Origin of the sequence: Burkholderia sp. BCC1993 (assembly GCF_905339865.1) — a bacterium.
Lineage (GTDB): Bacteria > Pseudomonadota > Gammaproteobacteria > Burkholderiales > Burkholderiaceae > Burkholderia.
Genome location: NZ_CAJPGZ010000021.1, coordinates 42,312 through 68,068, shown reverse-complemented (window position 1 = coordinate 68,068; position 25,757 = coordinate 42,312). Strand labels below are relative to the sequence as shown.

At 68.3% G+C, this 25,757-nt stretch carries 20 protein-coding genes; 2 read left to right on the top strand and 18 right to left on the bottom strand.

The features are described 5' to 3' along the window. Nucleotides 1-177: 177 nt before the first annotated feature. From U4Y91_RS30585 to U4Y91_RS30520, 14 genes are all read right to left on the bottom strand, one after another. Nucleotides 178-1,218, bottom strand: coding sequence for an iron-siderophore ABC transporter substrate-binding protein (locus tag U4Y91_RS30585; RefSeq protein WP_321808187.1), 1,041 nt, complete (start codon nt 1,216-1,218; stop codon nt 178-180). Further along, a complete protein-coding gene (fhuF, locus tag U4Y91_RS30580; protein ID WP_321808186.1) occupies nt 1,218-2,018 on the bottom strand; it encodes a siderophore-iron reductase FhuF in 801 nt (266 codons plus the stop codon). Before fhuF ends, U4Y91_RS30585 begins: the two co-directional genes overlap by 1 nt. Beyond that, nucleotides 2,015-4,117: a Fe(3+)-hydroxamate ABC transporter permease FhuB gene (gene fhuB, locus U4Y91_RS30575; protein ID WP_321808185.1), complete on the bottom strand. Its 2,103-nt coding sequence runs from the start codon at nt 4,115-4,117 to the stop codon at nt 2,015-2,017. The genes fhuF and fhuB overlap by 4 nt, the downstream gene beginning before the upstream one ends. Then, a complete protein-coding gene (locus U4Y91_RS30570) occupies nt 4,114-4,977 on the bottom strand; it encodes an ABC transporter ATP-binding protein (protein ID WP_321808184.1) in 864 nt (287 codons plus the stop codon). The genes fhuB and U4Y91_RS30570 overlap by 4 nt, the downstream gene beginning before the upstream one ends. Then, nucleotides 4,967-5,986 (bottom strand): TauD/TfdA family dioxygenase, encoded by a 1,020-nt coding sequence (locus U4Y91_RS30565; protein ID WP_321808183.1) that lies wholly within the window; start codon nt 5,984-5,986, stop codon nt 4,967-4,969. The genes U4Y91_RS30570 and U4Y91_RS30565 overlap by 11 nt, the downstream gene beginning before the upstream one ends. A gap of 44 nt (nt 5,987-6,030) precedes the next feature. Then, nucleotides 6,031-6,273: an MbtH family protein gene (locus U4Y91_RS30560; protein WP_044843583.1), complete on the bottom strand. Its 243-nt coding sequence runs from the start codon at nt 6,271-6,273 to the stop codon at nt 6,031-6,033. A gap of 117 nt (nt 6,274-6,390) precedes the next feature. After that, nucleotides 6,391-7,059 carry an RNA polymerase factor sigma-70 gene (locus U4Y91_RS30555; RefSeq protein ID WP_321808182.1) on the bottom strand — a complete coding sequence of 223 codons (669 nt, stop codon included), beginning with the start codon at nt 7,057-7,059 and terminating at the stop codon, nt 6,391-6,393. Between the two features lie 322 nt (nt 7,060-7,381). Continuing rightward, nucleotides 7,382-8,398: a fimbrial protein gene (locus U4Y91_RS30550; RefSeq protein ID WP_321808181.1), complete on the bottom strand. Its 1,017-nt coding sequence runs from the start codon at nt 8,396-8,398 to the stop codon at nt 7,382-7,384. Further along, entirely contained in the window at nt 8,395-9,141 is a 747-nt protein-coding gene (locus U4Y91_RS30545; protein WP_321808180.1) for a molecular chaperone, read from the bottom strand. The genes U4Y91_RS30550 and U4Y91_RS30545 overlap by 4 nt, the downstream gene beginning before the upstream one ends. A 16-nt stretch (nt 9,142-9,157) precedes the next feature. Beyond that, complete coding sequence (locus U4Y91_RS30540) at nt 9,158-11,611, bottom strand: fimbria/pilus outer membrane usher protein (RefSeq protein WP_321808256.1); 2,454 nt, start codon at nt 11,609-11,611, stop codon at nt 9,158-9,160. A gap of 119 nt (nt 11,612-11,730) precedes the next feature. Continuing rightward, entirely contained in the window at nt 11,731-12,243 is a 513-nt protein-coding gene (locus U4Y91_RS30535) for a fimbrial protein (protein WP_044843588.1), read from the bottom strand. A gap of 864 nt (nt 12,244-13,107) precedes the next feature. Beyond that, a complete protein-coding gene (locus tag U4Y91_RS30530) occupies nt 13,108-14,571 on the bottom strand; it encodes an efflux transporter outer membrane subunit (RefSeq protein WP_321808179.1) in 1,464 nt (487 codons plus the stop codon). Further along, the gene (locus U4Y91_RS30525; RefSeq protein WP_321808178.1) at nt 14,568-17,705 is read right to left on the bottom strand and encodes a multidrug efflux RND transporter permease subunit; all 3,138 of its coding nucleotides are present in this window, start codon (nt 17,703-17,705) and stop codon (nt 14,568-14,570) included. The genes U4Y91_RS30530 and U4Y91_RS30525 overlap by 4 nt, the downstream gene beginning before the upstream one ends. A 19-nt stretch (nt 17,706-17,724) precedes the next feature. Beyond that, nucleotides 17,725-18,927: a MexX/AxyX family multidrug efflux RND transporter periplasmic adaptor subunit gene (locus U4Y91_RS30520; RefSeq protein WP_321808177.1), complete on the bottom strand. Its 1,203-nt coding sequence runs from the start codon at nt 18,925-18,927 to the stop codon at nt 17,725-17,727. A 151-nt stretch (nt 18,928-19,078) separates the two neighbouring features. Here U4Y91_RS30520 and U4Y91_RS30515 point away from each other — a divergent pair, with 151 nt between their 5' ends. Beyond that, nucleotides 19,079-19,726, top strand: coding sequence for a TetR family transcriptional regulator (locus U4Y91_RS30515; protein ID WP_321808176.1), 648 nt, complete (start codon nt 19,079-19,081; stop codon nt 19,724-19,726). Nucleotides 19,727-20,056: 330 nt separating this feature from the next. After that, nucleotides 20,057-21,334 carry a M23 family metallopeptidase gene (locus U4Y91_RS30510; RefSeq protein ID WP_321808175.1) on the top strand — a complete coding sequence of 426 codons (1,278 nt, stop codon included), beginning with the start codon at nt 20,057-20,059 and terminating at the stop codon, nt 21,332-21,334. Between the two features lie 192 nt (nt 21,335-21,526). Here U4Y91_RS30510 and U4Y91_RS30505 read toward each other — a convergent pair whose 3' ends face one another. The 4 genes from U4Y91_RS30505 to U4Y91_RS30490 form a co-directional block, all read right to left on the bottom strand. Next, the gene (locus U4Y91_RS30505; protein ID WP_321808174.1) at nt 21,527-22,252 is read right to left on the bottom strand and encodes an amino acid ABC transporter permease; all 726 of its coding nucleotides are present in this window, start codon (nt 22,250-22,252) and stop codon (nt 21,527-21,529) included. 2 nt (nt 22,253-22,254) lie between these two features. After that, nucleotides 22,255-22,977, bottom strand: a complete 723-nt coding sequence (locus U4Y91_RS30500) for an amino acid ABC transporter permease (RefSeq protein WP_321808173.1) — start codon at nt 22,975-22,977, stop codon at nt 22,255-22,257. A gap of 109 nt (nt 22,978-23,086) precedes the next feature. Further along, nucleotides 23,087-23,902 (bottom strand): ABC transporter substrate-binding protein, encoded by an 816-nt coding sequence (locus tag U4Y91_RS30495; RefSeq protein WP_321808172.1) that lies wholly within the window; start codon nt 23,900-23,902, stop codon nt 23,087-23,089. Between the two features lie 453 nt (nt 23,903-24,355). Further along, nucleotides 24,356-25,660: an MFS family transporter gene (locus U4Y91_RS30490; protein WP_321808171.1), complete on the bottom strand. Its 1,305-nt coding sequence runs from the start codon at nt 25,658-25,660 to the stop codon at nt 24,356-24,358. Nucleotides 25,661-25,757 lie beyond the last annotated feature (97 nt).

Sequence of the window (25,757 nt, the reverse complement as noted above, 5' to 3'; positions counted from 1 at the left end):
CAGGTTCGAAGGATTGCGAGCGTCGGGAAGCACCGGAAGCACCGGAAATATATCGTTCGGTGTACGTAGGTGTTCGCGACGCCGACGGAATGCGGCGGAATAGGCGTTCGCGCAACACGCGCAAGACAATGCAATTCGCGACCACGCCGCCCCATCCGCTGACGACGCTCTGCGCGTTCAGCGCACGGCCGGCAGCTTCAGCATCGTATCGGTCATCACGTCGGCCAGCTTCAGCGCCGACATCGGCCCGCCGAACCCCCAGATGTTCCGCTCGACGAGCGCGATCCTGCGCTCGCGCAGCGCGGGCACGAAACGCCACACCGGCGAATCGAGTTTCGACGCGAGCGGCACGTCCATCCCCGTCGCGGTCACGAACAGCACGGCGAGATCGCGTTGCCGGAGCAGATCGGCGGACGTCACGTAAAGCGTGCCTTCCCGCGTCGGCTTCTTCGGCCACGGGTTGAGCCCGAGCGAGCGCGCGAGGCCGGCCGACGTGCTGTTGCCCGTATAGGCCCAGTAGCGGTCGGGCAGCCCGAGATCCTGCAGCAGTGCGATGCGTTCGCCGCCGCGGCCCGCGGCCGCGAGCCGCGCCGCATTGCGCGCAATCCCTGCGTCGAGTTGCGCTTCGACCGCCTGCGCGCGCGCATCGCGCCCGGTCACGCGACCGATCGTCCGGAAGATCTGCCGCATCCAGTCGAGCTGCGTGACGGGCACGCCGTCTTCCGACACGTTCGGGCTGAACTGGAACAGGATCGTCGGCGCGATCCGGTCGAGCGCGGCGAAGATCGGCGCATGGCGGAAGCCGACGCCGATGATCAGGTCGGGCTTCACCGCGGCGATCGCCTCGAGCCCCGGCTCCTGCCGCGAGCCGATGTCGGTCACGTGCGCGAGCCGGTCGCTCTGGTAGCCGAGCCAGCCCGGATAGAACGCGGTATCGGCCATGCCGACCGGCACGAGGTCGAGCGCGATCACGCTTTCCGCGAACATGAAGTCGAGCGCGACCACGCGCTGCGGCCGCACGGGCATCGTCGCACTCGCCTGCGACACGACGGGGTTGCCGGCGAGCGGGCGGCCCGGTTGCGAAGGCATGCCGCCCTGCCCGCCGCGCACGCCGTCCGCGATCGCGACGGCCGGCGCAGCCAGCGCGCCGCAGCACGCGGCGCCGAGCGCGGCCAGTGCGCCGAGCGCATGACGGCGGCCGGCATGCGGTACCGGCATCACCGGATCGCATCCTGCCCGGCCAGCGCCGCGTCGTCCATCGTCAATAGCAGCGGGCAGCTTCCACACAGTTGCGTTTCTCCAGGAATTTCATAGCGCAGACAACACACGCGGCGCGCGCGAAATGGCGTCGGCAGCAGCGGCGAGCGCGGCACGGCGTCGCGCACCGGCAGCCGCAGCGGGTTCGGCTCGCCGTCGACGCACGACGCGCCGAACAGCCAGTCGGCATCGCGAACGGGATCGGCCGCGCACGGCAGCGCGCGGTACGTGTCGAGCAGATAGTCGAGCAGGTTGCCGGCATTGCTCCACAGCACGCGCGGCGTGACACGGCCCATCGCCGCGAGCAGATCGATCACCGCGCCGAGATGCGCGACGAGCCCCGCATAGCGCGGCGCAGGTTCGTCGCACGGCGCGCCGAGCGCGTCCGGCGAGACATACAGCGCGGCCGGCATCCCGTCGTCGAGCGCGACGAAGGTGCGCTCCGGCGCCATGTCGAGCGGCCGGCCGAGCGTCAGCGCGGCGACCACGCCGGCGGGTGCCGCGCGGCCGAAGTAGTACTTGCTCCATTGCGACATCAGCGCGCGCGCATGCAGCGCCGGATCGCCGCCGTAGTGGCGGACCATCGCGTCGAGCACCGCATCGCGATGATCGGGCAGCGCGCTGACCGGCACGACGATCCGGCCCGGCGCGTGCGTGTCGTCGGGCATCCCGAGCCATACGGCGTCGAGATGCCCGGCGAACGGTTCGGGCGCGAACGCGGAGAATCGCGTGGCGCGTGCGCCGTCGAGCGCCGGCGTCATCGCCCCGCGCGCCGGGCGCGGCGCCCCTCGAGGATCAGCAACCCGAGCAGGTAAGGCGCGCCGATCAGCGCGGTCAGCACGCCGGCCGGCACTTCGCGCGGCGCGACGACCGTGCGGGCAGCCACATCGGCGAGGCCGAGAATCAGCGCGCCGCATGCGGCCGCGAGCCACAGTCGCGTGCGATGCCGGCGCGCGCCGAGCATCGTCGCGACGTGCGGCGCCATCAGCCCGATGAAGCCGACCGGCCCGACCGCCGCGACGGCCGCGCAGGCGGCGAGCGTCGCGATCGTCAGCGCGAGCGGCCGCAACGCGGCGACCGGCAGGCCGAGCGCGGCCGCCTGGTCGTCACCGAGCGCGAGCATGTCGAGCGGCCGCGCGAGCCATGCGAATACCGGCAGCGCGAGCACGCACCACGGCAGCAGCATCGACACCTCGCCCCAGCTGCGGCCGTAAGTGCCGCCGACGAGCCAGACGACGAAGCGCGCGGGCTGCACGCTTTGCTGCGTGATCAGCCATTGCGCGAGCGTGGTCCACAGCGCGCCGATCACGATGCCGGTCAGCGCGACCGCGAGCGGTGCGTAACGATGCCGGTGATTCAGCACGAGCGTGATCGCGAGCGACGCCGCACCGCCGCTCAACGCGGCCGCCGCGAGCGTCACGTGCCCCATCAGCGGCCACGTCGACAACGCGAACAGCGTGACGAGCCCCGCGCCCTGCGTGACGCCGAGCACTTCGGGGCCGGCGAGCGGGTTGCGCACCACGCTTTGCATCGCGACCCCGCTCACCGCCAGCAGCGCACCCGCGAGGAGCGCGCACAGCAGCCGCGGCATGCGCAGGTCGATCAGCATCCGCGCGACGGCATCGTGCCCCGACAGCGCGGCGGACCAGCGTGCCGGCGACAGCCATTCGGGGCCGGCCGACACGCCGACGAACACGACCAGCACGCCGGCCGCGACGAACAGCGCGGTGCGCAGCGGCCAGCCGAGCCGTTCGAGCCAGCCGACCATGCGCGTCGACCCGCCGCCGGCCGCGCGTTCGGCTTGTGCGTGCAGCACGCCCGACCACGCGGCGCCGCGCCGGATCATCGCGAGCATCAGCGGCGTGCCGACGAGCGCGATCGCGACGCCGGTCGACAGCGTCGCGTCGAGGCCCGACGCGAGCACCGCACTGTCGGTGACGAGCACGAGCGCACCGCCCGCGAGCGCCGACAGCGGCACCAGCACGCCGAGCCGCGCCGCGCGTGCGCCGCGCACCTGGCGCAGCAGGTTCGGCGCGACCAGCCCGACATACGACAGCGGGCCCGCGATGCTGACGGCCACGCTCGTGAATGCGACGGCGACGATCGTCGCCGCGAGCCGCGTCGCGTCGACACGCACACCGGCCGCGGCCGCCGCCTCGTCACCGAGCGCGAGCGGATTCAGCGGCCGGATCACGAACGGCAGTGCCAGCAGCGGCACGACGAGCCAGCGTGCGGCGAGCGCGAGCCCGGTCGCGCCCGGCTGATAGAGACTGCCGTTGGTCCACAGCGCGGCGCCCGCGATGTTCTGCTCGAAGAACGCGAGCACGAGCGTCGACAGCGCCGCGAACAGCAGCATGCAGACGCTGCCCGCGAGCACCAGCCGCAGCGGCGTCACGCGCCAGCCGCCGGCCGCGACGATCGCGCACGCGGCGGCGATCAGCCCGCAGACGAACAGCAGCGGCACCGATGCGACCCCGGCGAGCGCCGGCACCAGCATCGCCGCGAGCAGGCCGAGCTGGGCGCCGCCCGTCACGCCGAGCAGGTCGGGAGACGCGAGCGGGTTGCGCGTGAGCGACTGGAACAGCGCGCCCGCGATGCCGAGGCAGCCGCCCGCGACGAGCGCGGCCGCGACGCGCGGCAGGTTGAGATCGAACAGGAACACGCCCGCGAGCGCGGCCGCGTCGCTGCCCGGCACGGCGTTCCACCACACGCGCAGGTCGGGTGCGACGCGCAGCACCGCCAGCACGACGATCAGCGCGACGAGGCCGAGCGCGAGCGCGCCGGCGCGGCGGCCGGCTACCACCCCGTGGGCGCCCTGCCCGCTCGCCGCGAGCCGCTTGCGCATCGCGAACGTCGTCATACGGCGATGTCCGGGTGAGCGGCTGGGTCAACGGCGCGATCGAACGCATCCGTCGCGCCGGATGCCGGCGGCCCGTAGGCCGGCACGCACATCGGCGCACCCGTCTGCGGATGCGCGAGCTTCAGCATGTCGACGCCGAACGCCGCGCGCAGCCGCGCCGGCTCCAGCATCGCGTCGGGCGAGCCCTGCGCGACGAGGCGGCCGGCACGCATCAGCACGATGTCGTCGCTGTACGCCGCTGCCTGGTTCAGGTCGTGCAGGACCCACACGATCGTCAGCCCGCGCGCGCGGTTCAGCGCGCGCAGCGCGTCGAGGATGTCGAGCTGGTGATGGATGTCGAGATAGGTCGTCGGTTCGTCGAGCAGGACGATCGGCGCCTGCTGCGCAAGCGCCATCGCGATCCACGCGCGCTGCCGCTCGCCGCCCGACAGCGCGCCGACGTCGCGCTCGGCGTCGCCGGCGAGACCGCTCGTGTCGAGCGCCTCGTCGATCGCCGCATGATCGGCGCGCGACAGCCCGCGCAGGAAGCCGCCGTATGCGTAGCGCCCGTACGCGACGAGCTCGCGCACCGTCAGGCCCGACGGAATCTGGTTGAACTGCGCGAGCATCGTGAGCTCGCGCGCGAGCACGCGGCGGCGAAACGACGCGAGCGGCTTGCCGTTCACGTCGACCTGGCCCGCACGCGCGGGCTGCAGGCCCGCGAGCGTGCGCAGCAGCGTGCTCTTGCCGCAGCCGTTCGGGCCGCACAGCGCCGTGACGCGGCCGGCCGCGATCGACAGGTCCAGCCCGTCGATCACGACATGGTCGCGATAACCCACGCTCAGCCCGCGCGCGGCCAGCGCGGCGGTACTACGCGTCATCGGTCCTCCGTTCTGTCGCGCGCGGGACCGTGTAACTCTGCGCCATCGCGACGACCACCTTGCGCGGCCCCTCGAACGGGTCACGCGCGTGCGCGGTCAGCATGTTGTCGAGCATCAGCACGTCGCCCGTCCGCCACGGGAACACGATGCGCTGGCGGTCGAGCACGCCGCGGATCTCCGCGAGCGCATCGGCCTCCAGCGGCGCGCCGTCGCCGTAGTACACGTTGCGCGGCACGTTCTCGAGCCCGACCGCGTCGACGAGCGCTTCCTGCATGTCGTCGTCGAGCGCGGACAGGTGAAACAGGTTCGCCTGGTTGAACCACACACGGTCGCCCGTGCGCGGATGGCGCGCGACGGCCTGGCAGCGTTCGCGCGTGCGCAGCAGCAGTTCGCCGTCGTCGTCGGTGCGCCATGCGCATTCGATCCCGCGCGCCGCACACATCCGCTCGACCTCGGCCGGCGCGTCGGTGCCGAACGATTGCTGCCACGGCAGGTCGAGCCCCTGGCCGAAATTGCGCACGTACAGCAGCTCGCGCTGCTCGAAGCGCGCGATGAGCGCCGGATCGAGCGCGCGATAGACGGCGCGGCTGTCCGCGATCGGCGTCGCCCCGCCCGTCGGCGCCGCGAGCGCGCAATGGAACCAGATCCGCAGCGGCCACTCGCGCGTGTACGACTGCTCGTTGTGCAGCGGAATCGCGCGGTGCGGCGGGTATTCGGTCGACGTGTAGACGGCGCCCTCGACCTGGCTGCGCGGCGTCGACGCGTATTCATAGCCGATCAGCGGATCGCCGAACGATGCCGCGAACTGCTGGAACGCATCGATCGACGGCACGTGAAAGCCCGTGAACAGCACACCGCCCGCCCGTTCGAGCGTGTCGGCCGCGATCGCCTGCGCGAGCGGCGCGATCTCGTCGATCGGGATGCCGTCGGCGCTGCGCGGCGACACGACGGTGGGCAGCCCCGGCTCGATACGCAGGTCGTCGAGCGTCGGCAACGAAAGCAGGGTCATGCAACGTCCTCTTCAGGTGGCGCGCCGGATCACGGCGCAGCGGGTCACGACGTGCGCGTCGCGCGTTCGCCGTCCATCGCGCGGCGCAGGCTCGCGGGGCGCATGTCGGTCCAGACGGTCTCGATGTGCGCGAGGCAGTCGGCTTTCGGGCCGCGCACGCCGACCTCGCGCCAGCCGGCCGGCACGGGCCGGAACGTCGGCCAGATCGAATACTGTTCTTCGTCGTTGATGACGACCGTGTAGACGAGGTCGTCGGTGTCGGCGGAAGGCGTCGTGGCTTGCGTCATGATCGAAAAAACGGGAGACGGTTGAAGGATGCGAAGCGGCAAGTGATCGGATCATCGGATCGTTGGACCGTTGAGTCGGCCGCTCCTGTCTTGAAGACGATTGGCCGGCGCGTTTTTTTACCGTCGCCGCGCGCGGCCGCCGAGAAACACCGGGCACGCGACGCCGCGATGGCATGCGTCGAGGCATTCCGCGCAGTGCCGCTCCGCGTCGCGCACCATGAAATGCACGAGGGTTTGCGACACGTTCAGCGCGCGCGCCGCGGTCTGCAGCGTCTCCTCGCGCAGCCGCACCATCTCGAACGCCGCGCGGCTGCGCGCCGGCAGGTCGTCGAGCGCGGCCCATACGCGGCGCAGCGTATCGCGCGTCAGCAGCGCGGCCTCGGGCGTCGGTTCCGGCGACGGCACGTCGAAGCCGTCGTCCTCTTCCGTGTGATAGACATTCTCGAGGCTTTGCCGGCGGCACGCGTCGATCGACGCGTTGCGCACCATCCGCGTCACGTACGCGACCGGCTGGCGCACGGCGTCCTGGTTCGGGAATTCGACGAGCTTCACGAACACGTCGTGCACGACGTCCTCGGCCCGGCTCGCACAACCGACGAAGCCGCGCGCGACGTTGACGAGCATCGCGCGATGGGCAATCAGCACGTCGAGCAGCGCGCCCTGCGCACGCGACTCCGCGGCACGATGCGCACGCGTCGCGGGACGCGACGGGCGCTCCGGACAACTGCCGAGGAACGGGTTCGCCGCTGCCGCTGCCGGCCGTTCGAGCACTTCCGCCATCGCCATCGATCTGCTCCGTCAGATTTCGAGATAGGGCAATTTAACGTAAACGCAAATCATTCTCAATACGATTACGAAATGCCCCTTCAGATCGTCAGGATTTGTCTGATTAATTGGCGGGATCCGTGTTTTTGTCGGACGGGATGGCTGCCGCGGAGCCGTGGCGTGCGGAAAGCTTTCCGCGTGAAAGGAATTGGCATGGCACCGCCAACGGCTCGCGGCGCTTGGTGGGCGCGCCACAGCGTCGGCCGCGCCGCAAAGAGGCGCCGGCATCCCGGCGCTTTTCTCATGGCGCGCGCGGCGCGTCCGGCCGCTTGCGCAGCGCGCGTCAGTAGATGAACAGCCGGATCGTTGCGGTCGCATCGAACCGCCCGATCTTCGGCGGCCCGAACGACTTCAGCACCGCGTCCATCCGCACGCTTTGATTCATCACGTTCGACGGAAACTGCGCGAGCGTGAACTGCTGGTTGAACGGAATCGCGTTGCCCTTGCTGTCCTCGATGCCGATCCCGAAATTGCTGTCCTTCGCCGGCACCAGCAGGCCGTTCTGCAGCGGATAGCTCGTTTCGAAATAGCCGTCGACCCGCACCGCGACGTTGCACTTCTTGGACAACGACAACGAGAACGGCTTGCGCGGCACCGCGGGCAGGAAGCCGTTACCCACCGCCTGCACCTGACCGAAGTTGACGATGCCTGGTTCGGGCGTCACGAGCACGTCGACGAAGCACGGCGTCGGCTTGAGGTTGCGCAGGCCGCTCAGGCGGTACTGGAAGCTCGTGCCGAATGCATTCAGCCCGAACTCGCCGTCGAACTGGAACACCGTATAGATATCGCTCGGCGGCTGGACCCAGTTGCCCTTCTTGCGCACGACGACCTGGTAGTCGATGCTGATGCGGGTCTGCTCGCAACGCCTGCGATCGAAGTCTTCCCTGCTGCACGGCGGCACCGCATAGCCGGTAAACACCCCGCCGCCGCGATTGCTCGTCTTGTCGAAGTAGTCGACGCCCTTGTAGCGGATACCGATCTCCAGCCCCCACGCGGCCGGGTTCGTGCGGTTCGGATTCGCGTAGAAATAAATGTTGTCGACGACTTTCAGGCTGTCGGCATCGCCGAGGTCCTTGTAGCAATACCCCGACGTCGTGCGGACCGGCGACACCCAGATCACGTAGCCGTCCGGCGCGTCGGTCGGATACGACGCCACGCCGCCGATCGGCTCGGTCAGCGAGGTCGCGCCGCTGTTCGTCAGGCATCGCAGTGCCCACGCCGGCTGCGCCGCGGCGACCAGCAACGCAAGCACGAGCCAGCGCAGCCATGCTGCCGGCCGTTCGCGCATCGCGCCGCTCATCGCTTCACGCTCTTGCACGCGCCGGCGTCGCACGCGTATTCGACCGCCACCTGGCCGCCGTAATCGTCGATATGCGTGACGAACAGCGTCGACGGCGTCGCGGCCTTGAACGGCACGTCGGCCGTGCTCATCGGGCTCACCATCACCGGCTCGATCGGCACCGGCGTCTTCTGCGCGCCTGCCGTCACCTCCACCACCGTCACGTGGTACGGCGTCGGGTTGTCGAACACGAGCGTGTGCGCGGCCGGGTCCACCCGCAGCGTCATCGGCAGCGTCCAGTCCTCGTCGCGCGCGGGCTGCACGGCCTTCGGCCGGTAGAACAGCTTCATCTGCGTATGCAGCGCGATCTGCAGCGTGTTCGGTATATCGGACTTCGGCGGCACTTCGCGGATGTTCAGGTAGAACACCGATTCGCGATCGGCCGGCAGCGCGGCACCGGGCAGCTTCGCGATCCGCAGCACGTTGCGCTCGTTCGCCTCGATGCGCTGCAGCGGCGGCACGACCATCAGCGGCGACGCGATCTTGTTGCCCTTCGCGTCCTCGAGCCACGACTGCACGAGATACGGATACGTCGTGCTCTTGTTCGTGATCGTGACGATCGCGGCCTGTTCGCCTTCGTTGAAGATCACGCGGGTGCGGTCCGGGACGATCGCCGCGTGCGCGACACCGGCGAGCAGCGCGCTCGCCGCGGTCAGCATGTGCGACGCGCGTCGCAGGAAGGAAAGTGAGAAAGCATGGTTCATCGCTGGATCCGTGAAATCATCGTTCGACCCGTGCGGCCGCTGCGTGCGACTCGCCGGATGCCTGGCACGTCACCGGAATCGGCGTGCCTTCGAGTTGAAGCTGGTTCGGCAGCACGTCCACCGTGCACAGCGTGCGTTCGCCCGCGCGCACCGCGAGCGCGGATTTCGGCTGAACCTGGGTCAGGAACGCGGCCCCGCCCTCGCCGACGATGCCGAGCTCCTTGCCGTTCGCCGCGTCCTGCACCGATGCGCCGAACGGCAGCGGCTTGCCGGCCGCGTCGGTCATCGTCAGGTACAGGTTGCTGCCGCGTGCCGCCGAAAACCTGACGAAGCCGATCGCGCCGTCGGTCAGCACCATGCGCTGGATCGGGTTCGACACCTGCACTTCGAGCGGCAGCTTCTCGACGTTGACGGTCGCGTCGTACACGTTGTACGGCGAGATCCCGTCGAGCACCGCATAGCCGCGCGAGTCGGTGTGCGTGAGCGTGCCGGACAGCGGCACGTCGCGCACGCCGTCGGTCGAGACCAGGAGGCGCGTATCGCCCGCGTTGCCGTTCGCGTGTGCGGCCAGCCCGTACTGTGTCGCGACGAGCGAGCCGTCGACCTCGAGCGACGCGGCCGCATACGCGTTCGCGACCGTCGACGCCTGCGCGGTCAACTGGTAGGTCGACGTGCGCTGGCGGAAACTCGCGTTCGCCGATGCGCGGCCGTCGGTCGCGCCCGCGTTGACCTGGTAGGTGCGGCCGTCCGGATCGTCATGGATATAGCCCGCGTTCACGCTCGTGCTGCCGTTGCCTGTCGTCAGGTTCGACGTGACGGTGTGACGGCCGCCGATCGGCAGCGTCGCGGTCACCGAGAACTGGTTGCCGCTCGTCCCCGCGCTTTGCGTCCGGAACGCCGACAGGCTGACGTTCAGGTTGCGCAGCGCACCGATCGAGAACGCACGCGTCAGCGTGAGGCCGATGCGCTGCTCGGACGAGCGCGCCCAGTAAGTCGTCTGGTCGTACGAAAAGTAGGTCGACGTGTCGCCGAAGCGCTTCGACAGCGTCGCCGAATAGCGCTGCTTGCTGTTGGCGAGGCCGTATGCGGTCGGGTCGCCCGAGAACTGCGCGAAGTTCGTGTATTCGCGCTCGGAAAAGCGGTAGCCGAAAAAGCGCACGTCGGCATCGAGCGTGTCGAAATGCTTCGAATAGTTGATCCGGTACGAGTTGCCGTTGCGCGTCGCGCCGTTCCACCACAGGCGCGCACGCGCATGCGTGACGTCGGCCGAGACTGCGCCGAACGTGCCGAAATCGCGGCCGACACCGAGCGCGATCGACGTATAGCCCGACGCGGCGATGAAGCCGCCGTACACGGTGAAATCCAGCGGCAAACCGTACGCCGCTTCACCGAAGCCGAAGAACGGCGTGATGCCGGCACCACCGAACTGCCGCGGCTTGCCGACCGCGGCCTTGTAGCGCAGCTGTCCGGTGCGCGCGAGAAACGGCACGGCGGCCGTCGTCACCTGGAAGCGCTGCACGCTGCCGTCTTCTTCCTCGACCGCGACGTCGAGCGTGCCCTGCACGCTCGTGTTGATGTTCTGCAGCGCGAATGCGCCCGGCGACACGCGCGTCACGTACAGCACGCGGCCCGCCTGCGAGACGGTCACGGTCGCATTGGTGCGCGCGACGCCCGCGATCAGCGGCGCATAGCCGCGCAGCGAAGGCGGCAGCATGCGGTCGTCGCTGCGGATCGACGCGCCGGTCAGCGCGAACGTGTCGAAAATGTCCGAACTCAGGTAGTCGTCGCCGAACGTCACCGTCGACTGGATCGACGGCAGCGCACGAAATGCGTAAAGCCGGCTGAAGCGGAACGTGCGATCCGCGTACGCGCTGCTGCCCGCGTTCGACTGCGCCTGGTAGTCGCCGCGAAAGCGCCACGCGTCCCAGTTCGCCCCGATCGTTCCGTAGGCCTGGATCGAATTCGTCTGCTCGCCGCCCGAACCGAAGTTGCGGTTCGTGTTCGCGATCACGCGATAGTCGAGCATCGCGCCCGGAATCCCTTCGGACCAGCGCTCCGGCGGCAGGTAGTTCGAATCGGTGAATTCGAGCGCGACCTGCGGAATCGTGATCTTGAGCCGACCGTCGCTCTTCAGGTAACGCACGGTGGCGCCCTCGATCGCGCCGAGATCGACGCAGCGACCGCCCTGGAAGCGCGGCAGGTCCTTCGCGAGCGACGGCTTCAGCCCGAACTGCGCGACGAGTTCCGGAGGCAGGCACGGCTTGCCCGCGCCGGACGGGTCGAGCGCGATGAACCGGATCGCCTGCAGCCCGTAGAACAGGTCGTTGACCTGCACGTCGAGCATGTATTCGCCCGGCAGCGTGAAGTCGGCCTGCGCGAACTGCGACAGGTCGACGTTGTTCGAGCCGTCGATGTCGAGGAACGACGAATTGAATTCCGTCGCATGGCTCTGGCTGCCGACCACCAGCACGGAGACGCAAAGGAAGGAATGTCTGATTCGCACGCGGCGCTACCGGAAGTCCGAGAAAAAGCTGGGCAGGAAGACAAGCCGGAGAAAGGGTGCGCGCACCCCTCCTCCGTGACGGCCGCTTACTGGTAGCGAACCGTGAAGTTCGCGACGCCGTCGGCCGTACCCGGCGTCACGTCGGCTGCCGTCGCTTCGTAGCGTGCGGCGAAGCGCACGGTGTTGTTGCCGTTCTGCAGCAGGGTTGCAGCGGCCTGTTCGACGCCGTTGTCGAGGTCTTCGCCCGTTGCGCCCTGTACGCGGATGCCGACGTTGGTTGCCGAGCCGATCGTGGCGAGCAGCTTCGGCTGGGCCGCGTTCGACGTACCCGTGAACGTGAAGAATGCGTTCTTCGAGATGCTGGTGTCGCAGTCGGTCAGGACGATGTCGAACTTGACCGGCTCGGACTTGTCACCGGCCTTCTTGAACGTGTGGGTCGGCACCTTGCCGAGGTTCACGGTCTGGTTGACCGAACCCGAATCGATACCGCACGCGCCCGCGACGATCTCGCCCGTGAAGTTGATCGTGCCGGTGCCTGCTGCGAAGGCCGAGGTGGACAGGGCTGCGAGTGCGACAGCGGCCAGGAGGGATTTTTTCATGACGTTTTCCGTGAGAATTGCAAAGGGAATGGAAGACGTGGCGGATACAAAAGGCAGCGTGTGGTTGGCTCCCGTCCGTCACGAGGCGGCATTATCGAGATATGAATGAAAGAATTCTGTAAAGCATTGTTAAATCGCAAATGACAATCTTCGCTTTGCGCACTTTCAAACCCACTGTTTCCTTGAAATTCTCAATCCGGATATTTTCATCCGCAGTCCTTTTTGATTTCAAAGAACCGACTGAAAATTAAAGACATTTCCTTTTCGGGATTGCTTATCCCCCGCCCCGCCTTGCTGTATATGGCTTCGTTTGATTACCAACCGAAAATGCCAAAATTCTGTCCGATCCTGCCATCGTTGTCCGATCGCAACGAATGCATTCACCGATTTTCAACTGAGAGGAAATTAACGGCCGATTTTCGGTGCTGCGGATTTCTCGCGCAAACGATTGCGCAATCCGTACAAACGTTTTACCGCGACACTTCGTCACCCGTCATTATTTTCAATACAAGAATCAATTGAATCGTCAACCCGGGATTAAAAGCCGCTTGTAATGCCGTGCGCCGTCACGACATTCGGCGTGCCTGCGCGACGACGCGCACGCGACGTTTCGGTGCCTTGGATGCAATCGAAAAAGGAGGAAGTCCGGCACGCTCGGGACCGTGTGACGACGCGATCGGTCGCCAGGATGCGTGACGGGTTGAAGGCGCGCTTCAACTCGCCAGCGGGGAGAAACAACGTGGATGACGACGACGCGCGGATGCGTTCATCGTCGATCGGTGCCGATGGCCCGATAGAAGCCACACCGGCCGGGGTGACGACGACACATCGCAATGCGCGATCGCCACCCGCACGGCTAGCGAATCACGCGTCGGCCTCGCCAGCTGACGCCGGCGTCCACCCGCCGCCCAGTGCGCGATACAGCGCAATCGCATTCGCGAGCCTCAGTTCCTTGAGCCGGATTAGTTCCTGTCCCGACTCGTACGTGCTGCGCTGCGCGTCGAGCAGTTCGAGATACGTTGCGACGCCGCCCGCATAGCGGCGCTCGGCGAGCTTCAGCCGCGCGCCGTCGGCCGCGTACACATCCTGCTGCGCGGCAAGCTGGCGATCGATCCAGTCGCGCGCGGCGAACGCGTCGGCCACTTCGCGAAACGCGGTCTGCACGGTCTTCTCGTATTCGGCGACCGCGATGTGCTTGCGCGCGGTCGCGACGTCGAGATTCGCGCGATTGCGGCCGCCCGCGAAGATCGGCAGCGTGATGCGCGGCGCGAACGTCCACACGCTCGTGCCGCCCGCGAACAGGCTCGAGAACGCGTCGCTGACCGAGCCGTAGTCGGTCGTCAGCGCGACGCGCGGGAAGAACGCCGCGCGCGCGGCGCCGATCTGCGCGTTCGCGGCCTTGAGCCGCGACTCGGCCTGGCGGATGTCCGGCCGCCGTTCGAGCAGCGCGCTCGGCGCGCCGGGTGCCACCGGCGCGATCGCGAGCGCGTCGAGCGCGGTGCCGTCGGCCGGCACCGTGCGCGCGAAATCGCCGGCAAGCAATTGCAGCGCGCGCACCGACTGCGCGTGTTCGCGCTGCAGCGCGGCCTGCGACGCACGTGCGGACGCGACCAGCATCTCGGCCGAGCGCAGCTCGATCGCATCGCTCGTGCCGGCCGCATAGCGGCGCTGAGTGAGCGCGGCGATGCGCTCGCGCGCGTCAAGGGTGTGCTGCGCCAGCGCCAGTTGCGCGTGCAACGACCGTTCGGAAACATACGCGCCGGCGACTTCGGCAATCACGCCGATGCATACCGTGCGCTGCGCGTCGGCCGTCGCGAAATACTCGGCGAGCGCCGCATCGGACAGGTTGCGCACGCGGCCGAACAGGTCGAACTCGTACGCGCTGATACCCACGCCCGCGCGATACAGCCCGCTCACCGCGCTCTCGCGCACGACCGGGTCGTACTGGCGCGTGCGCTCGTAGCCGAGGTGCGCGTCGACCGACGGCATCAGGTCCGCACGCTGCACGCCGTACAGCGCGCGCGCTTCGTCGAGCCGGCCGGCCGCGATCCGCAGATCGCGATTGTTCGCGAGCGCCGCGTCGATCCACGCCTGCAGCGCCGGGTCGGTGAAATACGCGCGCCAGTCGTCGAGCCGCGCGGCATCGACAGGCGCTGCGACCGACGCCGGCTGCGTGCCGCCGTCGACCGGCGCATAGCTGGCCGGCACCGGCGCCGCCGGCCGCTCGTAGCGCGGCGCGAGCGAGCAGCCGGCAAGCGCGAACGCGAGTGCAGCGGCCAGCGCGACCGGGGCCCGCGGCGTCGCGCGCGCCTTCAGGTGAAACGTCATTGCGCACCCTCCATCGTCGCCGGCTGCGACCCGCCGCGCCGGCGCGGGCCGACGTCGAACAGGCGGCCGACGATCACGAAAAACAGCGGGACGAGGAATACCGCGAGCACCGTCGCCGTGATCACGCCGCCGAGCACGCCGGTGCCGATCGCCATCTGCGCGCCGGACGCGGCGCCCGATGCGAACGCGAGCGGCAGCACACCGACGCCGAATGCGAGCGACGTCATCACGATCGGCCGCAGCCGCAGGCGCGCGGCCTCGAGCGCGGCGTCGACGAGCGACATGCGCTGCGCGACCAGATCCTTCGCGACTTCGACGATCAGGATCGCGTTCTTTGCGGACAACCCGATCGTCGCGATCAGCCCCACCTTGAAATAGATGTCGTTCGGCATGGCACGCAGCGTGACGCCGAGCACCGCGCCGATCACGCCGAGCGGCACGACCAGCATCACCGCGAACGGGATCGACCAGCTCTCGTACAGCGCCGCGAGCGCGAGAAACACGACGAGCACCGACAGCGCGAACAGCATCGGCGCCTGTGCGCCCGACAGCCGCTCCTCGAACGACTGCCCCGACCACGCGTAGCCGATACCGGCCGGCAGTTTCGCGGCGAGCCGCTCGATCGCGGCCATCGCTTCGCCGCTGCTGTGCCCCGGCGCGGCCGAGCCGTTGATCGTGAACGACGGATAGCCGTTGTAGCGCGTGAGCTGCGGCGGCCCGAGCGTCCAGTGCAGCGTCGCGAACGCCGCGAGCGGCACCATCTCGCCGCGCGCGTTGCGCACGCGCAGCTTCTGCACGTCGTCCGGATCGAGCCGGTGCCGCCCGTCGGCCTGCACGATCACGCGGCGCACCTGCGTGCCATGCATGAAGTCGCCGATATAGTCGGAGCCGAACATCACCGCGAGCGTCGTGTTGATCTCGTCCATCGACACGCCGAGCGCCGACGCCTTCGCGCGGTCGATGTCGAGCTTGAGCTGCGGCGCGTCCTGCGTGCCGGCGAACATCAGGTCGGTGAGCGCCGGATCCTTGCCGCCCGCCGCGAGCAGTTGCTCGCGCGCGGTGCTGAACGCCGCATAGTCGAGCCCGCTGCGGTTCTGCAGCCGGAAGTCGAAGCCGCCCGTCGAACCGAGATCGGGCAGCGCCGGCGAGTTCATCGCGAACACCGTGGTGTTCGCCGTGCCCGCGAAGCGCGCGTTGATGCGCGCGACGATCGCCTGCACGTGATCGCGCCCGGCCTTGCGTTCCTGCCAGTTCTTCAGCGTGACGAAGATCATCCCGCCGTTCGGCCCCTCGCCGTACAGGTTGAAGCCGCCGAGCGCGAACGTGTACGCAGCCGGTTCGTCCTTGCGGATATACGACTCGACCTCGCGCACGCTCTGCATCGTTTCCGCGAGCGGCGTGCCCTGCGGCCGGATCACCATCACCATGAAGTTGCCCTGGTCCTCGTCGGGCAGGAACGCGCTCGGCAGTTGCGTGAGCATCAGCGCGGCCGCCGCGGTCAGCGCACCGTACACGACCAGCCAGCGCAGCGGCTTCTTCAGCATCGCGCCGACGCGCGTCGCATAGCGCTGCGTCGAGCGCGCGACGAAGCGGTTGAACCCGCCGAAGAAACCGCGCTTCTCGTGATGGTCGCCGGACACCGGCTTGAGCAGCGTCGCGCACAACGCGGGCGTCAGCGACAGCGCGAGAAACGCCGAGAAGCCGATCGAGACCGCGAGCGCCAGCGCGAACTGCCGGTAGATGTTGCCCACCGCGCCGCCGAAGAACGCCATCGGTACGAACACCGACGTCAGCACGACCGTGATGCCGACGATCGCGCCGCTGATCTGCCGCATCGCCTTGACGGTCGCGTCGTAGGGCCCGAGCCCTTCCTCGACCATCAGCCGCTCGACGTTCTCGACGACGACGATCGCATCGTCGACGAGGATGCCGATCGCGAGCACCATCCCGAACATCGTCAGCACGTTGATCGAGAAGCCGGCCGCATGCATCACGCCGAACGTGCCCGCGAGCGCGATCGGCACGACGAGCGTGGGGATCAGCGTCGCGCGCAGGTTCTGCATGAACAGGAACATCACGAGGAACACCAGCACGCCGGCCTCGATCAGCGTCGTGACGACCTTGTTCATCGACACGCGCACGAACGACGACGTCTCGTACGGGATCTGGTATTTCACGCCCGGCGGGAAGTAGGCGGACAGCGCGTCCATCGCCGCGCGCACGCGCTGCTCGGTGGCCACCGCGTTCGAGCCCGGCGCGAGCTTGATGCCCATGCCCGTGGCGACCTTGCCGTTCACGTACGACGGATAGTTGTAATCGTTGCCGCCGAACTCGATGCGCGCGACGTCGCGCAGGTAGAGCGCGGCGCCGTCCGGCTGCGTGCGCAGCGCGATCGCGCCGAAGTCGGCCGGCGTCTTCAGCGGCGCGTCGGCGAACACCGTCGCCGCGATCGGCGCGCTGTCCGGCACCGCGCTGCGGCCGATGTCGCCGACCGTCACGCGCGCGTTGTGCGCGCGCACGGCCGACGCGATGTCCGACGCGGTGAGGCCGTGCCCGGCCAGCTTCACCGGGTCGGGCCAGATCCGCATCGCATATTCGGCGCCCCAGAACTGCACCCGGCCGACGCCGTCGACGCGGCGCAGCGCCTGCACGACGTTCGCCGACGCGTATTCGCCGAGCTGCACGTCGCTCATCCGGCCGTCGTCGGACGTCAGCGACACGACGAGCTGGATGTTGTCCGCGGCCTTCTCGACCTGGATGCCATCGCGCCGCACGGGTTCGGGCAGCCGCGCCTCGACCGTCTTCAGCCGGTTCTGCACTTCGACGGCCGCGAGATCGGCGTTGACGCCCTGCTTGAACGTCAGGTACAGCGATGCCATCCCGGCGCTGCTCGTCGCGGACGTATACAGCAGTCCCGGCGCGCCGTTCATCTCGCGCTCGATCAGCGCGGTCACCGATTCCTCGACGACCTGCGCGGACGCACCCGGATACGTCGCATAGATGCTGACGACGGGCGGCGCGATGTCCGGATACTGCGCGACGGGCAGCGCGCGAATCGCGAACACGCCGCCGAGCATGATGAAGAGTGCGATCACCCACGCGAAGACGGGGCGATCGATGAAGAAACGTGCCATGTTGGTCTAGATGAACCGGTCAGGTTTGACGGGCGGCCGCCGGTGACGCAGCCTTCGCCGACGAGGCCTTCGTCGGCGATGCCTGCTCGACGGGCTTGACGGCAGTGTCGGGCGCGAACTGTGCGGCGTTGTCGACGATCACGCGCTCGCCGCCCGCGAGACCGCGCGTGATGCGCCAGTCGCGACCGCTCATCCGGTCGGCGGCGACCTCGACGTCCTTCACCTTGCCGTTCGCGCCGACCACGCGCACCGACGTGCGATCGGCCGTGCGCAGCAGCGCATCGCGCGGCACGAGGATCGCGCGCTGGTCGACGGCCGCGTCGAGCGCGATCCGCACATACGCGCCCGGCAGCAGTTCGCGCTCGGGATTCGGGAACAGCGCGCGCATCGCGACGGTATCGGTGGTCGGATCGACCGCGAGATCGCTGAACAGCAGCTTGCCCTTCAGCGGATACGCGGTGCCGTCGGCGCGCAGCAGCGTCACCGTGACGTCGTGCTGCGCGATGCCCGTCGCGCGCCCGCTCTTCACCGCGCGGCGCAGTGCGTCGACGTCGGCCGCCGGCTGCGAGAAATTCACGTAGATCGGGTCGAGCTGCTCGACGGTCGTGAGCGGCGTCGCCTGGTCCTGGCCGACGAGCGCGCCTTCGGTCACGAGCGCGCGCCGGGCGCGGCCCGAAATCGGCGCGGTGACGGTCGCATAGTCGAGCTGCAGTTGCGCGCGGGCGAGCTCGGCCTGCGCGGACGCGACGTCGGCCTTCGCCTGCGTGTCGCCCGCGACGGCCTCGGTGTGATCGCGCTCGCTGACCGCGCGGTCGCGCACCAGGTCGTCGTAACGGCGGCGCTTGTCGCTCGCCGCGAGCGCGGCGGCCTGCGCCTTCGCGAGCGCTCCTCGCGCGGCGTCGCGCGCGGCCTTCAGCGGCGCGGGGTCGATGCGGAACAGCACCGCGCCCTGCTTCACTTCCTGGCCTTCCTCGTAAGTCCGCGCGGTGACGATGCCCGCGACCCGCGCGCGCACTTCCGCCTGCCGATATGCGTCGAGCCGGCCCGGCAATTCGACGGTCATCGGCACGGCCGTCGGACGCACCGTCACGACCGTCGCGTTCTGAATGGCCTCCGGCGCCTTGTCCTGTTCGCCCTTTCCGCATCCGCTCGCGGCCAGCGTGGCCGCGAGCGCGAACGACGCCAGCCGCAGGCGGCGCCCCAGGGAGCGTTTGTTATTCATGTACTGACCTCGGATCGTTCGCCGCCGATACAATGCGGCGGCTCAGGGTGGCCGATTATAATCAGTCACGACTGATTAAATACAGGCGGTTGCCATCCGGCCGCCATACTGTCTCAATAAAACGACAGCGAACTGTAAGGAAATTCACGACATGGCCCGCAAGACCCGGGAAGAATCGCTCGCCATCAAGCACCGGATCCTCGACGCCGCCGAGCTCGTGCTGCTCGAGAAAGGTGTCGCGCAAACCGCGATGGCGGACCTCGCCGAGGCCGCCGGAATGTCGCGGGGTGCCGTGTACGGCCACTACCGCAACAAGATGGAAGTGTGTCTCGCGATGTGCGACCGCGCATTCGCGCGCACGTCGGAAGGGTTCGACGCGGTCGACAGCCTGCCCGCGTTCGCCACGCTGCGCCGCGCGGCGTCGCATTACCTGCAGCAATGCGGCGAGCCGGGCGCGATGCAGCGCGTGCTCGTGATCCTCTATACGAAGTGCGAGCAGAGCGAGGAGAACGGCGCGCTGCAGCGCCGCCGCATGCTGCTCGAGCTGCAGATGCTGCGCATCACCAAGGCGCTGCTGCGCCGCGCGATCGCGGCCGGCGAACTCGCCGCCGATCTCGACGTGCATCTCGCGGCCGTCCATCTCGTGTCGCTGCTCGAAGGCGTGTTCGCATCGATGATCTGGACCAACCGCTTGCGCGGCAATCTGTGGAACGACGCGGAAGCGATGCTCGACGCCGGCTTCGACGCGGTCAGGACATCCGCCGCGTTGCGCGTGCGCGCGCAAAAATTGCCTGTCTGACGAAAAGCCGCGCAATAAATGCTGATTTAACCCGATTTACCGCAGTGCGAAACGAATGAGCCGACCCTCATTAAAATTTTTAACATTTCGCGGAACATCGGTAGACTGACGCTGTCATCTTTCTTTAGCGTCTTCGTGATAAACCGGGTTCGACCCGGAACGTTCACGCCGCCGTTCGAAGCGGGCCTGCCCGCGAGTTGGGTCGAACGGAAACGACACAGGCCCCTGGCGGGGCCTGTTTTGTTGCACGCCCGTCGCCCGCCCCGTCGTCACCCGACGTATCTGCCGCCGATGGTTCCCGCCCACACCTCTTTGAACCGCTTTTCCTGGATGTGGACACCTTTGGTCAAGCCTGCCGCAACTCCTGATGCTTTCGCGCCCGGGCGCGCGCAGCGCCTCGTGCGCGCGCTCGTGCCGGCCGCCGTGCTCGGCGCCCTCGCCGCCTTCGGTCTCGCCGCCGCGCTGCCGGCCGTCTCGCAACTGCCGGGCGCCGTCGATTCGGGCACGGCCGCGCTGCCGCAGCGCGTGCTGTCCGACACGCCGTTTCCCACCGCGCAGCATTTCGTGACGAGCGAACTCGCGCGCACGATCGGCGAGCGCAACGAACGCGATGAACGCACCGACCGCAACCTGCAGCCGGGCCTATTCGCGCCGCTCAGCGCGCACCGCAACGACGTGCTCGGCTATACGAGCCTGTTCCAGTTCGCGCCGCCCGAGCAGCAGCACGGGATGCGCGCGGGCGACATCGAACTCACGCTGTCCGATACGCTGAACCGTCTCGACGTGCCGCCCGAAGTGCGCATCCAGCTCGGCGATCTCGTCACCGGCAAGGTCGCACTGCGCGCCGGCGCGCAGCGCGGCGACTACTACCGCATCGCGTACGACACCAACAACGGCACGCCGCACCTCACCGCGCTCGAGCTGCGCGTCGCGGGCCGCACGTTCGGTGCGATCTGGTTCCGCGCGCCGGGCGCCGATCACGGCGCGTACTACACGCTCGACGGCGCGCCGCTCGAAGCGGCCGCGTTCACGATGCCGGTCAAGTGGACGCGCATCAGCTCGTTCTTCGGCGAACGCGTCCACCCGCTGTCGCAGGCGATGGCATTCCATACCGGCGTCGACCTCGCCGCGCCGTCCGGCACGCCCGTCAATGCGGCGGCCGACGGCGTCGTGTCGTTCGTCGGCACCGATCCGGGCGGCTACGGCCACTACGTGATCGTCGATCACGCGGACGGTTATTCAACCTACTACGCGCATTTGTCCGCGTTCGCGCGCGGGCTGAAGACCGGCGAATCCGTCAAGCAAGGCCAGCGCATCGGCTCGGTCGGGATGACCGGCGCGGCCACCGGTCCGCACCTGCACTTCGAAGTACGCGTCGCGAACGACCCGGTCGATCCGCTCGTCACGCTCGCGAGCGCGCAGACGGGGCTGTCCGACATGCAGCTCACCGCGTTCCGCCAGGAAGCGGCGCAATGGCGCTTCCGCCTCGCGTCGATCAGTACGACGCCGTTTGCATTCGCGCAGAGCGACGGCCCGCTGTGGGGCGATTTCGCGACCGGTCCGTCGACGCTGCGTTCGGTGTTCGATACGCACTACAGCGCGTCCTGACGCTGACGCGCTGACGCGCTGAAGTGCTGAAGTTCTGAAGCACCGAAGTTCTGAAGCACCAACGCACCCTCACGCCCGTCGCCGCTCGCTCGGCGACGACGCGGCCCGCTGCGGATAGCCGCACGCTCTCACCTTCATCACCGGAAACGCGCCGCATGCATCGCACGCGGCGCGCGCGCCGTCACCGCGCCGTCACCGCACCGGTTCCGTACGCTCGGCCGCAGCCTGCGCGATGCGCGCCGCACGCGGGCGGCGCGACAGCAACCAGCGCGCCGCGCCGTCGAGCGACGTGCACAGCACCAGATAGATCGCCGCGACGAACAGGAAGATCGGCGCCGGATACACCATCAGCCGGTTGTTCACCTGCGTCGCGACGAACGACAGTTCCGGCACGCCGACGATATACGCGAGCGACGTGTCCTTCACTAGCGCGACCCACTGGTTGACGAACGACGGCGTCATGATCCGGATCGCCTGCGGCAGCAGCACGTAGCGCACGGTCTGCCAGCGCGTGAGCCCGAGCGACAGCCCCGCCTGCCACTGCCCGTCGCCGGCCGCGACGATGCCCGCATGCACTGCATGCGCGAGATACGCGCCGCCGATCAGCGCCAGCGCGCACACGACCGTCGCGAGCCCCGGCACGTCCATGTGCAGCAGCATCGGCATCAGGAAGTACGTCCAGAAGATCAGCATCAGCACCGGAATCGCGCGGAAAAAGCCGATGAACGCGAGCAGCAGCACACGCAGCGGGCCGCGCGCGAGCGCCATCGCGACGCCGAGCGCCACGCCCAGCACCGCCGATGCGATGGCCGACGCGATCGCCAGCACGAGCGACAGCGCGGCGCCGCCGAGCGGACCATCCGGGAATGCGCCGACGAGCAGGTACGGCAGGTTGTCGAGCAGCAGCGAGAGATCCATCGTCAACGCCCCGCCCCGAGCCGGTCGCGCCATTGCGTGGCCGCGTAGGCACCGGCCTCGATCATGGCCACCGCGGCAACGTACAGCACGGTCGCGACACCGAAGGCCGCAAAGGTCTTGAACGTCTCCGTCTCGACCTGCCGCGACGCGTACGACAGCTCGGCGACACCGATCGCCATCGCGAGCGACGAGTTCTTCACGAGATTCATGTATTGGCCGAACAACGGCGGCAGCGCGATGCGCACGGCCTGCGGCAGCACGACGTAGCGCAGCGACTGCATCGGCGTGAGGCCGAGCGCCGCGGCCGCATCATGCTGCGCACGGCGCACGCCGCGCAGCCCGGCTTCGCATTCCTCGGCGACGAACGCGGCCGTGTACGCGCTCAACCCGAACCAGCCCGCGACGAACTCGAACGACGGCCATGCGAGCGTGAACGGGCCCACGCTCAGCTGATGGCGCGCGTTCAGCCACGCGACCCATGTGTCGGGCAGCAACGACGCGACGCCGAAATACCAGAACAGCAGCTGCACGAGCAACGGCGTGTTGCGGAACGCGACGACATAGCCGGCCGCCAGCGTGCGCGGCGCCGTGCCGCGCGCATGCCGCATGACGGCGAGCAGCAGTCCGCCGACGGTCGCGGCAAGCGCCGACGCGGCCGCGAGGCCGAGCGTCAGCAGGAAGCCCTGCCAGAGCCAGGACAGATATTTGGGAGCCAAGCCGAGCATTGTGGTGCGGGCGCGAAGCAAGCGATCAAGAGAAACGGAAAACGCCGCGATCCCCGCGCACCGGCACGGCCCATGGCGGAACGCGGCGCGTCCTGTATGCGAATGCGACTCAGGTTTTGTCGCCGATGCGGAAGATGCGCGTGAGCGGCGTCTTCGTCGTCGGACCGAACCACGCGTCGTAGATCTGGCCCGCGCGGCCATTCGCCTCGAGCCCCTTCAGCGTGTCGTTCACGAAGCCGAGCAGGCGCGTCTCGCCCTTCGGCACACCGACGCCCATGTAGTCGTTCGAGATCGTGAATGCCGGGATCTCGTAGTTCTGCTTGTCGGGCACGTTCGCGAGCAGGCCGATCAGCTTCGGCCCGTCCTGCGTGATCGCCTGCACGTTGCCGGCGCGCAGCGCGGCGAATGCGAACGGCGTGTCGTCGTACGCGACGATCGCCGCCTTCGGGAATTTCTCGCGCAGCGTGATCTCGTTCGTCGTGCCCTTGTCCGCGCCGACGCGCAAGCTGTTCAGCTGGTCGGCCGATTTCAGCACGCCCTTCTTCGCGAGAAACTGCTGGCCCGACGAGAAATACGGGATGCTGAAGTCGACCTGCTTCGCGCGCTCGTCGGTGATCGTGAAGTTCGCGAGCACCAGGTCGACCTTGCCGGAGGTCAGGAACGGAATGCGGTTCGCGGGATTGGTCGGCTGCAGCTGCAGCTTCACGCCGAGCTTGTCGGCCAGCGCCTTCGCATAGTCGACGTCGAGGCCGACGATGTGATTGCTCTTGCCGTCGACATAGCCGAACGGCGGATTGCTGTCGAAGGTCGCGACGCGCAGCACGCCGGCCTTCCTGATGTCGTCGAGGCGGTCCGCGTGCGCGACCGTGCCGGCCGTGACGAGTGCGGCCCCGACGAGCCACGTAGCGAGAGTGTGGAATTTCATGAGCACGACCTGATTTGTTATGAAGGCCGCCGCGGATCGCGCGGCGGCCGGTTCGAGGAACATCGCGACGCTGTGTGTCGTCGCGAAGCCGCTAACGTATCAGCGCGTGCGGCGATTCCGAACCAACAAATGGTGCTTTGCTCTGCGGGTTTCGTGATGAGGCTTGCAAGGGCTGCATGCAGCGCATGCGCACAAAAAAACGCCCGCTGCACGCAGCGGGCGCGAATCCCAGTCAAGGAGGTGTCACACGAACTACGTGTTCAGAATAAGCGCATCGTCCGCTGCGGACAACGAAGCGATTCCGATATCGATATCGCGCGTCCCGCGATGAGCTTGCACGCGCCCATGCGAAAACGCCACGCATGAAAAAACGGCGCGCCGCCTGTATCGCGGAGCGCCGTCCTGTTGCACGTTGCCGGTCGATGCGGGCAGCCCGGCGGGCTGCCCTGCCGATCACGGTTCGTGACGCAGATACCCTTCCTTGCTCGGATCGCGCATCCGCCACGACACGATCAGCGAGATCGCGCACAGCACCGTCACGTACCAGTAGAAGGTTTCCTCGCTGCCGATCGACTTGAACCACAGCGCGACGTACTCGGCCGAGCCGCCGAAGATCGCGTTCGCGACCGCATACGACAGGCCGACGCCCATCGCGCGCACTTCGGGCGGGAACATCTCGGCCTTGATGAGGCCGCTGATCGACGTGTAGAAGCTGACGATCGCCAGCGCGATCGTGATCAGCACGAACGCGGCCACCGGGCTCGTGACGGTCTTCAGCGCGTGCATCAGCGGCACCGTGCCGATCACCGCGAACGTCCCGAACAGGATCATCGACGTGCGGCGGCCGATCTTGTCGGACAGCGCGCCGAACACCGGCTGGATCAGCATGTAGACGAGCAGCGCGACGGTCATCACGTTGCTGGCCGTCTTCGCATGCATGCCGGCCGTGTTCACGAGGTACTTCTGCATGTACGTCGTGAAGGTGTAGAAGATCAGCGAGCCGCCGGCCGTGAAGCCGACCACCGTGAAGAAGGCGCCCTTGTGCTGCCACACGCCGCGGATCGTGCCCGCGTCCTTCTTGTCACGCGATGCGCTCGTCGACGTCTCGTCGAGCGATTTGCGCAGGTACAGCGAGATGAGCGCGGCGGCCGCCCCGCAGACGAACGGAATGCGCCAGCCCCACGCCTTCAGCTCGTCGTTCGACAGCGCCTGCTGCAGGATCACGAGCACCAGCAGCGCGCACAGCTGGCCGCCGATCAGCGTCACGTACTGGAACGACGCGAAGAAGCCGCGCCGCCCCTTCAGCGCGACCTCGCTCATGTAGGTTGCGCTCGTCCCGTATTCGCCGCCCACCGACAGCCCCTGGAACAGGCGCGCGACCAGCAGCAGCGCCGGCGCGAGCGCGCCGATCTGCGCATAGGTCGGCAGCACCGCGATCACGAGCGAGCCGCCGCACATCATCAGCACCGAGGTCATCATCGCTGCGCGACGGCCGTGACGATCGGCAATGCGGCCGAACAGCCAGCCGCCGATCGGACGCATCAGGAAGCCGGCCGCGAACACGCCGGCCGTGTTCAGCAGCTGCGTGGTCGTGTTGCCGCTCGGGAAGAACGCCGGTGCGAAATACAGCGCGCAGAACGAGTAGATGTAGAAGTCGAACCACTCGACGAGGTTGCCCGACGAGGCGCCGACGATGGCGAACACGCGCCGCCGGGTGTCATGCGCGGACAGCGCAGCTTGGTCGGTCTGGACGTCCATGGGTTGGTCTGTTCCTTTTAGTGCTTTCTGGGCGAGACGGCTGGGGGCCGCCGCGTGCGGTCGCACGTGGCACCGGTTCCGGCGGCACGGCCTACGG

Excerpts from the sequence above, each read along its gene's own strand:
- U4Y91_RS30585 (WP_321808187.1), bottom strand. The coding sequence starts at position 1,218 with ATGCCGGTACCGCATGCCGGCCGCCGTCATGCGCTCGGCGCACTGGCC.
- fhuF (WP_321808186.1), bottom strand. The coding sequence starts at position 2,018 with ATGACGCCGGCGCTCGACGGCGCACGCGCCACGCGATTCTCCGCGTTC.
- fhuB (WP_321808185.1), bottom strand. The coding sequence starts at position 4,117 with ATGACGACGTTCGCGATGCGCAAGCGGCTCGCGGCGAGCGGGCAGGGC.
- U4Y91_RS30570 (WP_321808184.1), bottom strand. The coding sequence starts at position 4,977 with ATGACGCGTAGTACCGCCGCGCTGGCCGCGCGCGGGCTGAGCGTGGGT.
- U4Y91_RS30565 (WP_321808183.1), bottom strand. The coding sequence starts at position 5,986 with ATGACCCTGCTTTCGTTGCCGACGCTCGACGACCTGCGTATCGAGCCG.
- U4Y91_RS30560 (WP_044843583.1), bottom strand. The coding sequence starts at position 6,273 with ATGACGCAAGCCACGACGCCTTCCGCCGACACCGACGACCTCGTCTAC.
- U4Y91_RS30555 (WP_321808182.1), bottom strand. The coding sequence starts at position 7,059 with ATGGCGATGGCGGAAGTGCTCGAACGGCCGGCAGCGGCAGCGGCGAAC.
- U4Y91_RS30550 (WP_321808181.1), bottom strand. The coding sequence starts at position 8,398 with ATGAGCGGCGCGATGCGCGAACGGCCGGCAGCATGGCTGCGCTGGCTC.
- U4Y91_RS30545 (WP_321808180.1), bottom strand. The coding sequence starts at position 9,141 with ATGAACCATGCTTTCTCACTTTCCTTCCTGCGACGCGCGTCGCACATG.
- U4Y91_RS30535 (WP_044843588.1), bottom strand. The coding sequence starts at position 12,243 with ATGAAAAAATCCCTCCTGGCCGCTGTCGCACTCGCAGCCCTGTCCACC.
- U4Y91_RS30530 (WP_321808179.1), bottom strand. The coding sequence starts at position 14,571 with ATGACGTTTCACCTGAAGGCGCGCGCGACGCCGCGGGCCCCGGTCGCG.
- U4Y91_RS30525 (WP_321808178.1), bottom strand. The coding sequence starts at position 17,705 with ATGGCACGTTTCTTCATCGATCGCCCCGTCTTCGCGTGGGTGATCGCA.
- U4Y91_RS30520 (WP_321808177.1), bottom strand. The coding sequence starts at position 18,927 with ATGAATAACAAACGCTCCCTGGGGCGCCGCCTGCGGCTGGCGTCGTTC.
- U4Y91_RS30515 (WP_321808176.1), top strand. The coding sequence starts at position 19,079 with ATGGCCCGCAAGACCCGGGAAGAATCGCTCGCCATCAAGCACCGGATC.
- U4Y91_RS30510 (WP_321808175.1), top strand. The coding sequence starts at position 20,057 with ATGTGGACACCTTTGGTCAAGCCTGCCGCAACTCCTGATGCTTTCGCG.
- U4Y91_RS30505 (WP_321808174.1), bottom strand. The coding sequence starts at position 22,252 with ATGGATCTCTCGCTGCTGCTCGACAACCTGCCGTACCTGCTCGTCGGC.
- U4Y91_RS30500 (WP_321808173.1), bottom strand. The coding sequence starts at position 22,977 with ATGCTCGGCTTGGCTCCCAAATATCTGTCCTGGCTCTGGCAGGGCTTC.
- U4Y91_RS30495 (WP_321808172.1), bottom strand. The coding sequence starts at position 23,902 with ATGAAATTCCACACTCTCGCTACGTGGCTCGTCGGGGCCGCACTCGTC.
- U4Y91_RS30490 (WP_321808171.1), bottom strand. The coding sequence starts at position 25,660 with ATGGACGTCCAGACCGACCAAGCTGCGCTGTCCGCGCATGACACCCGG.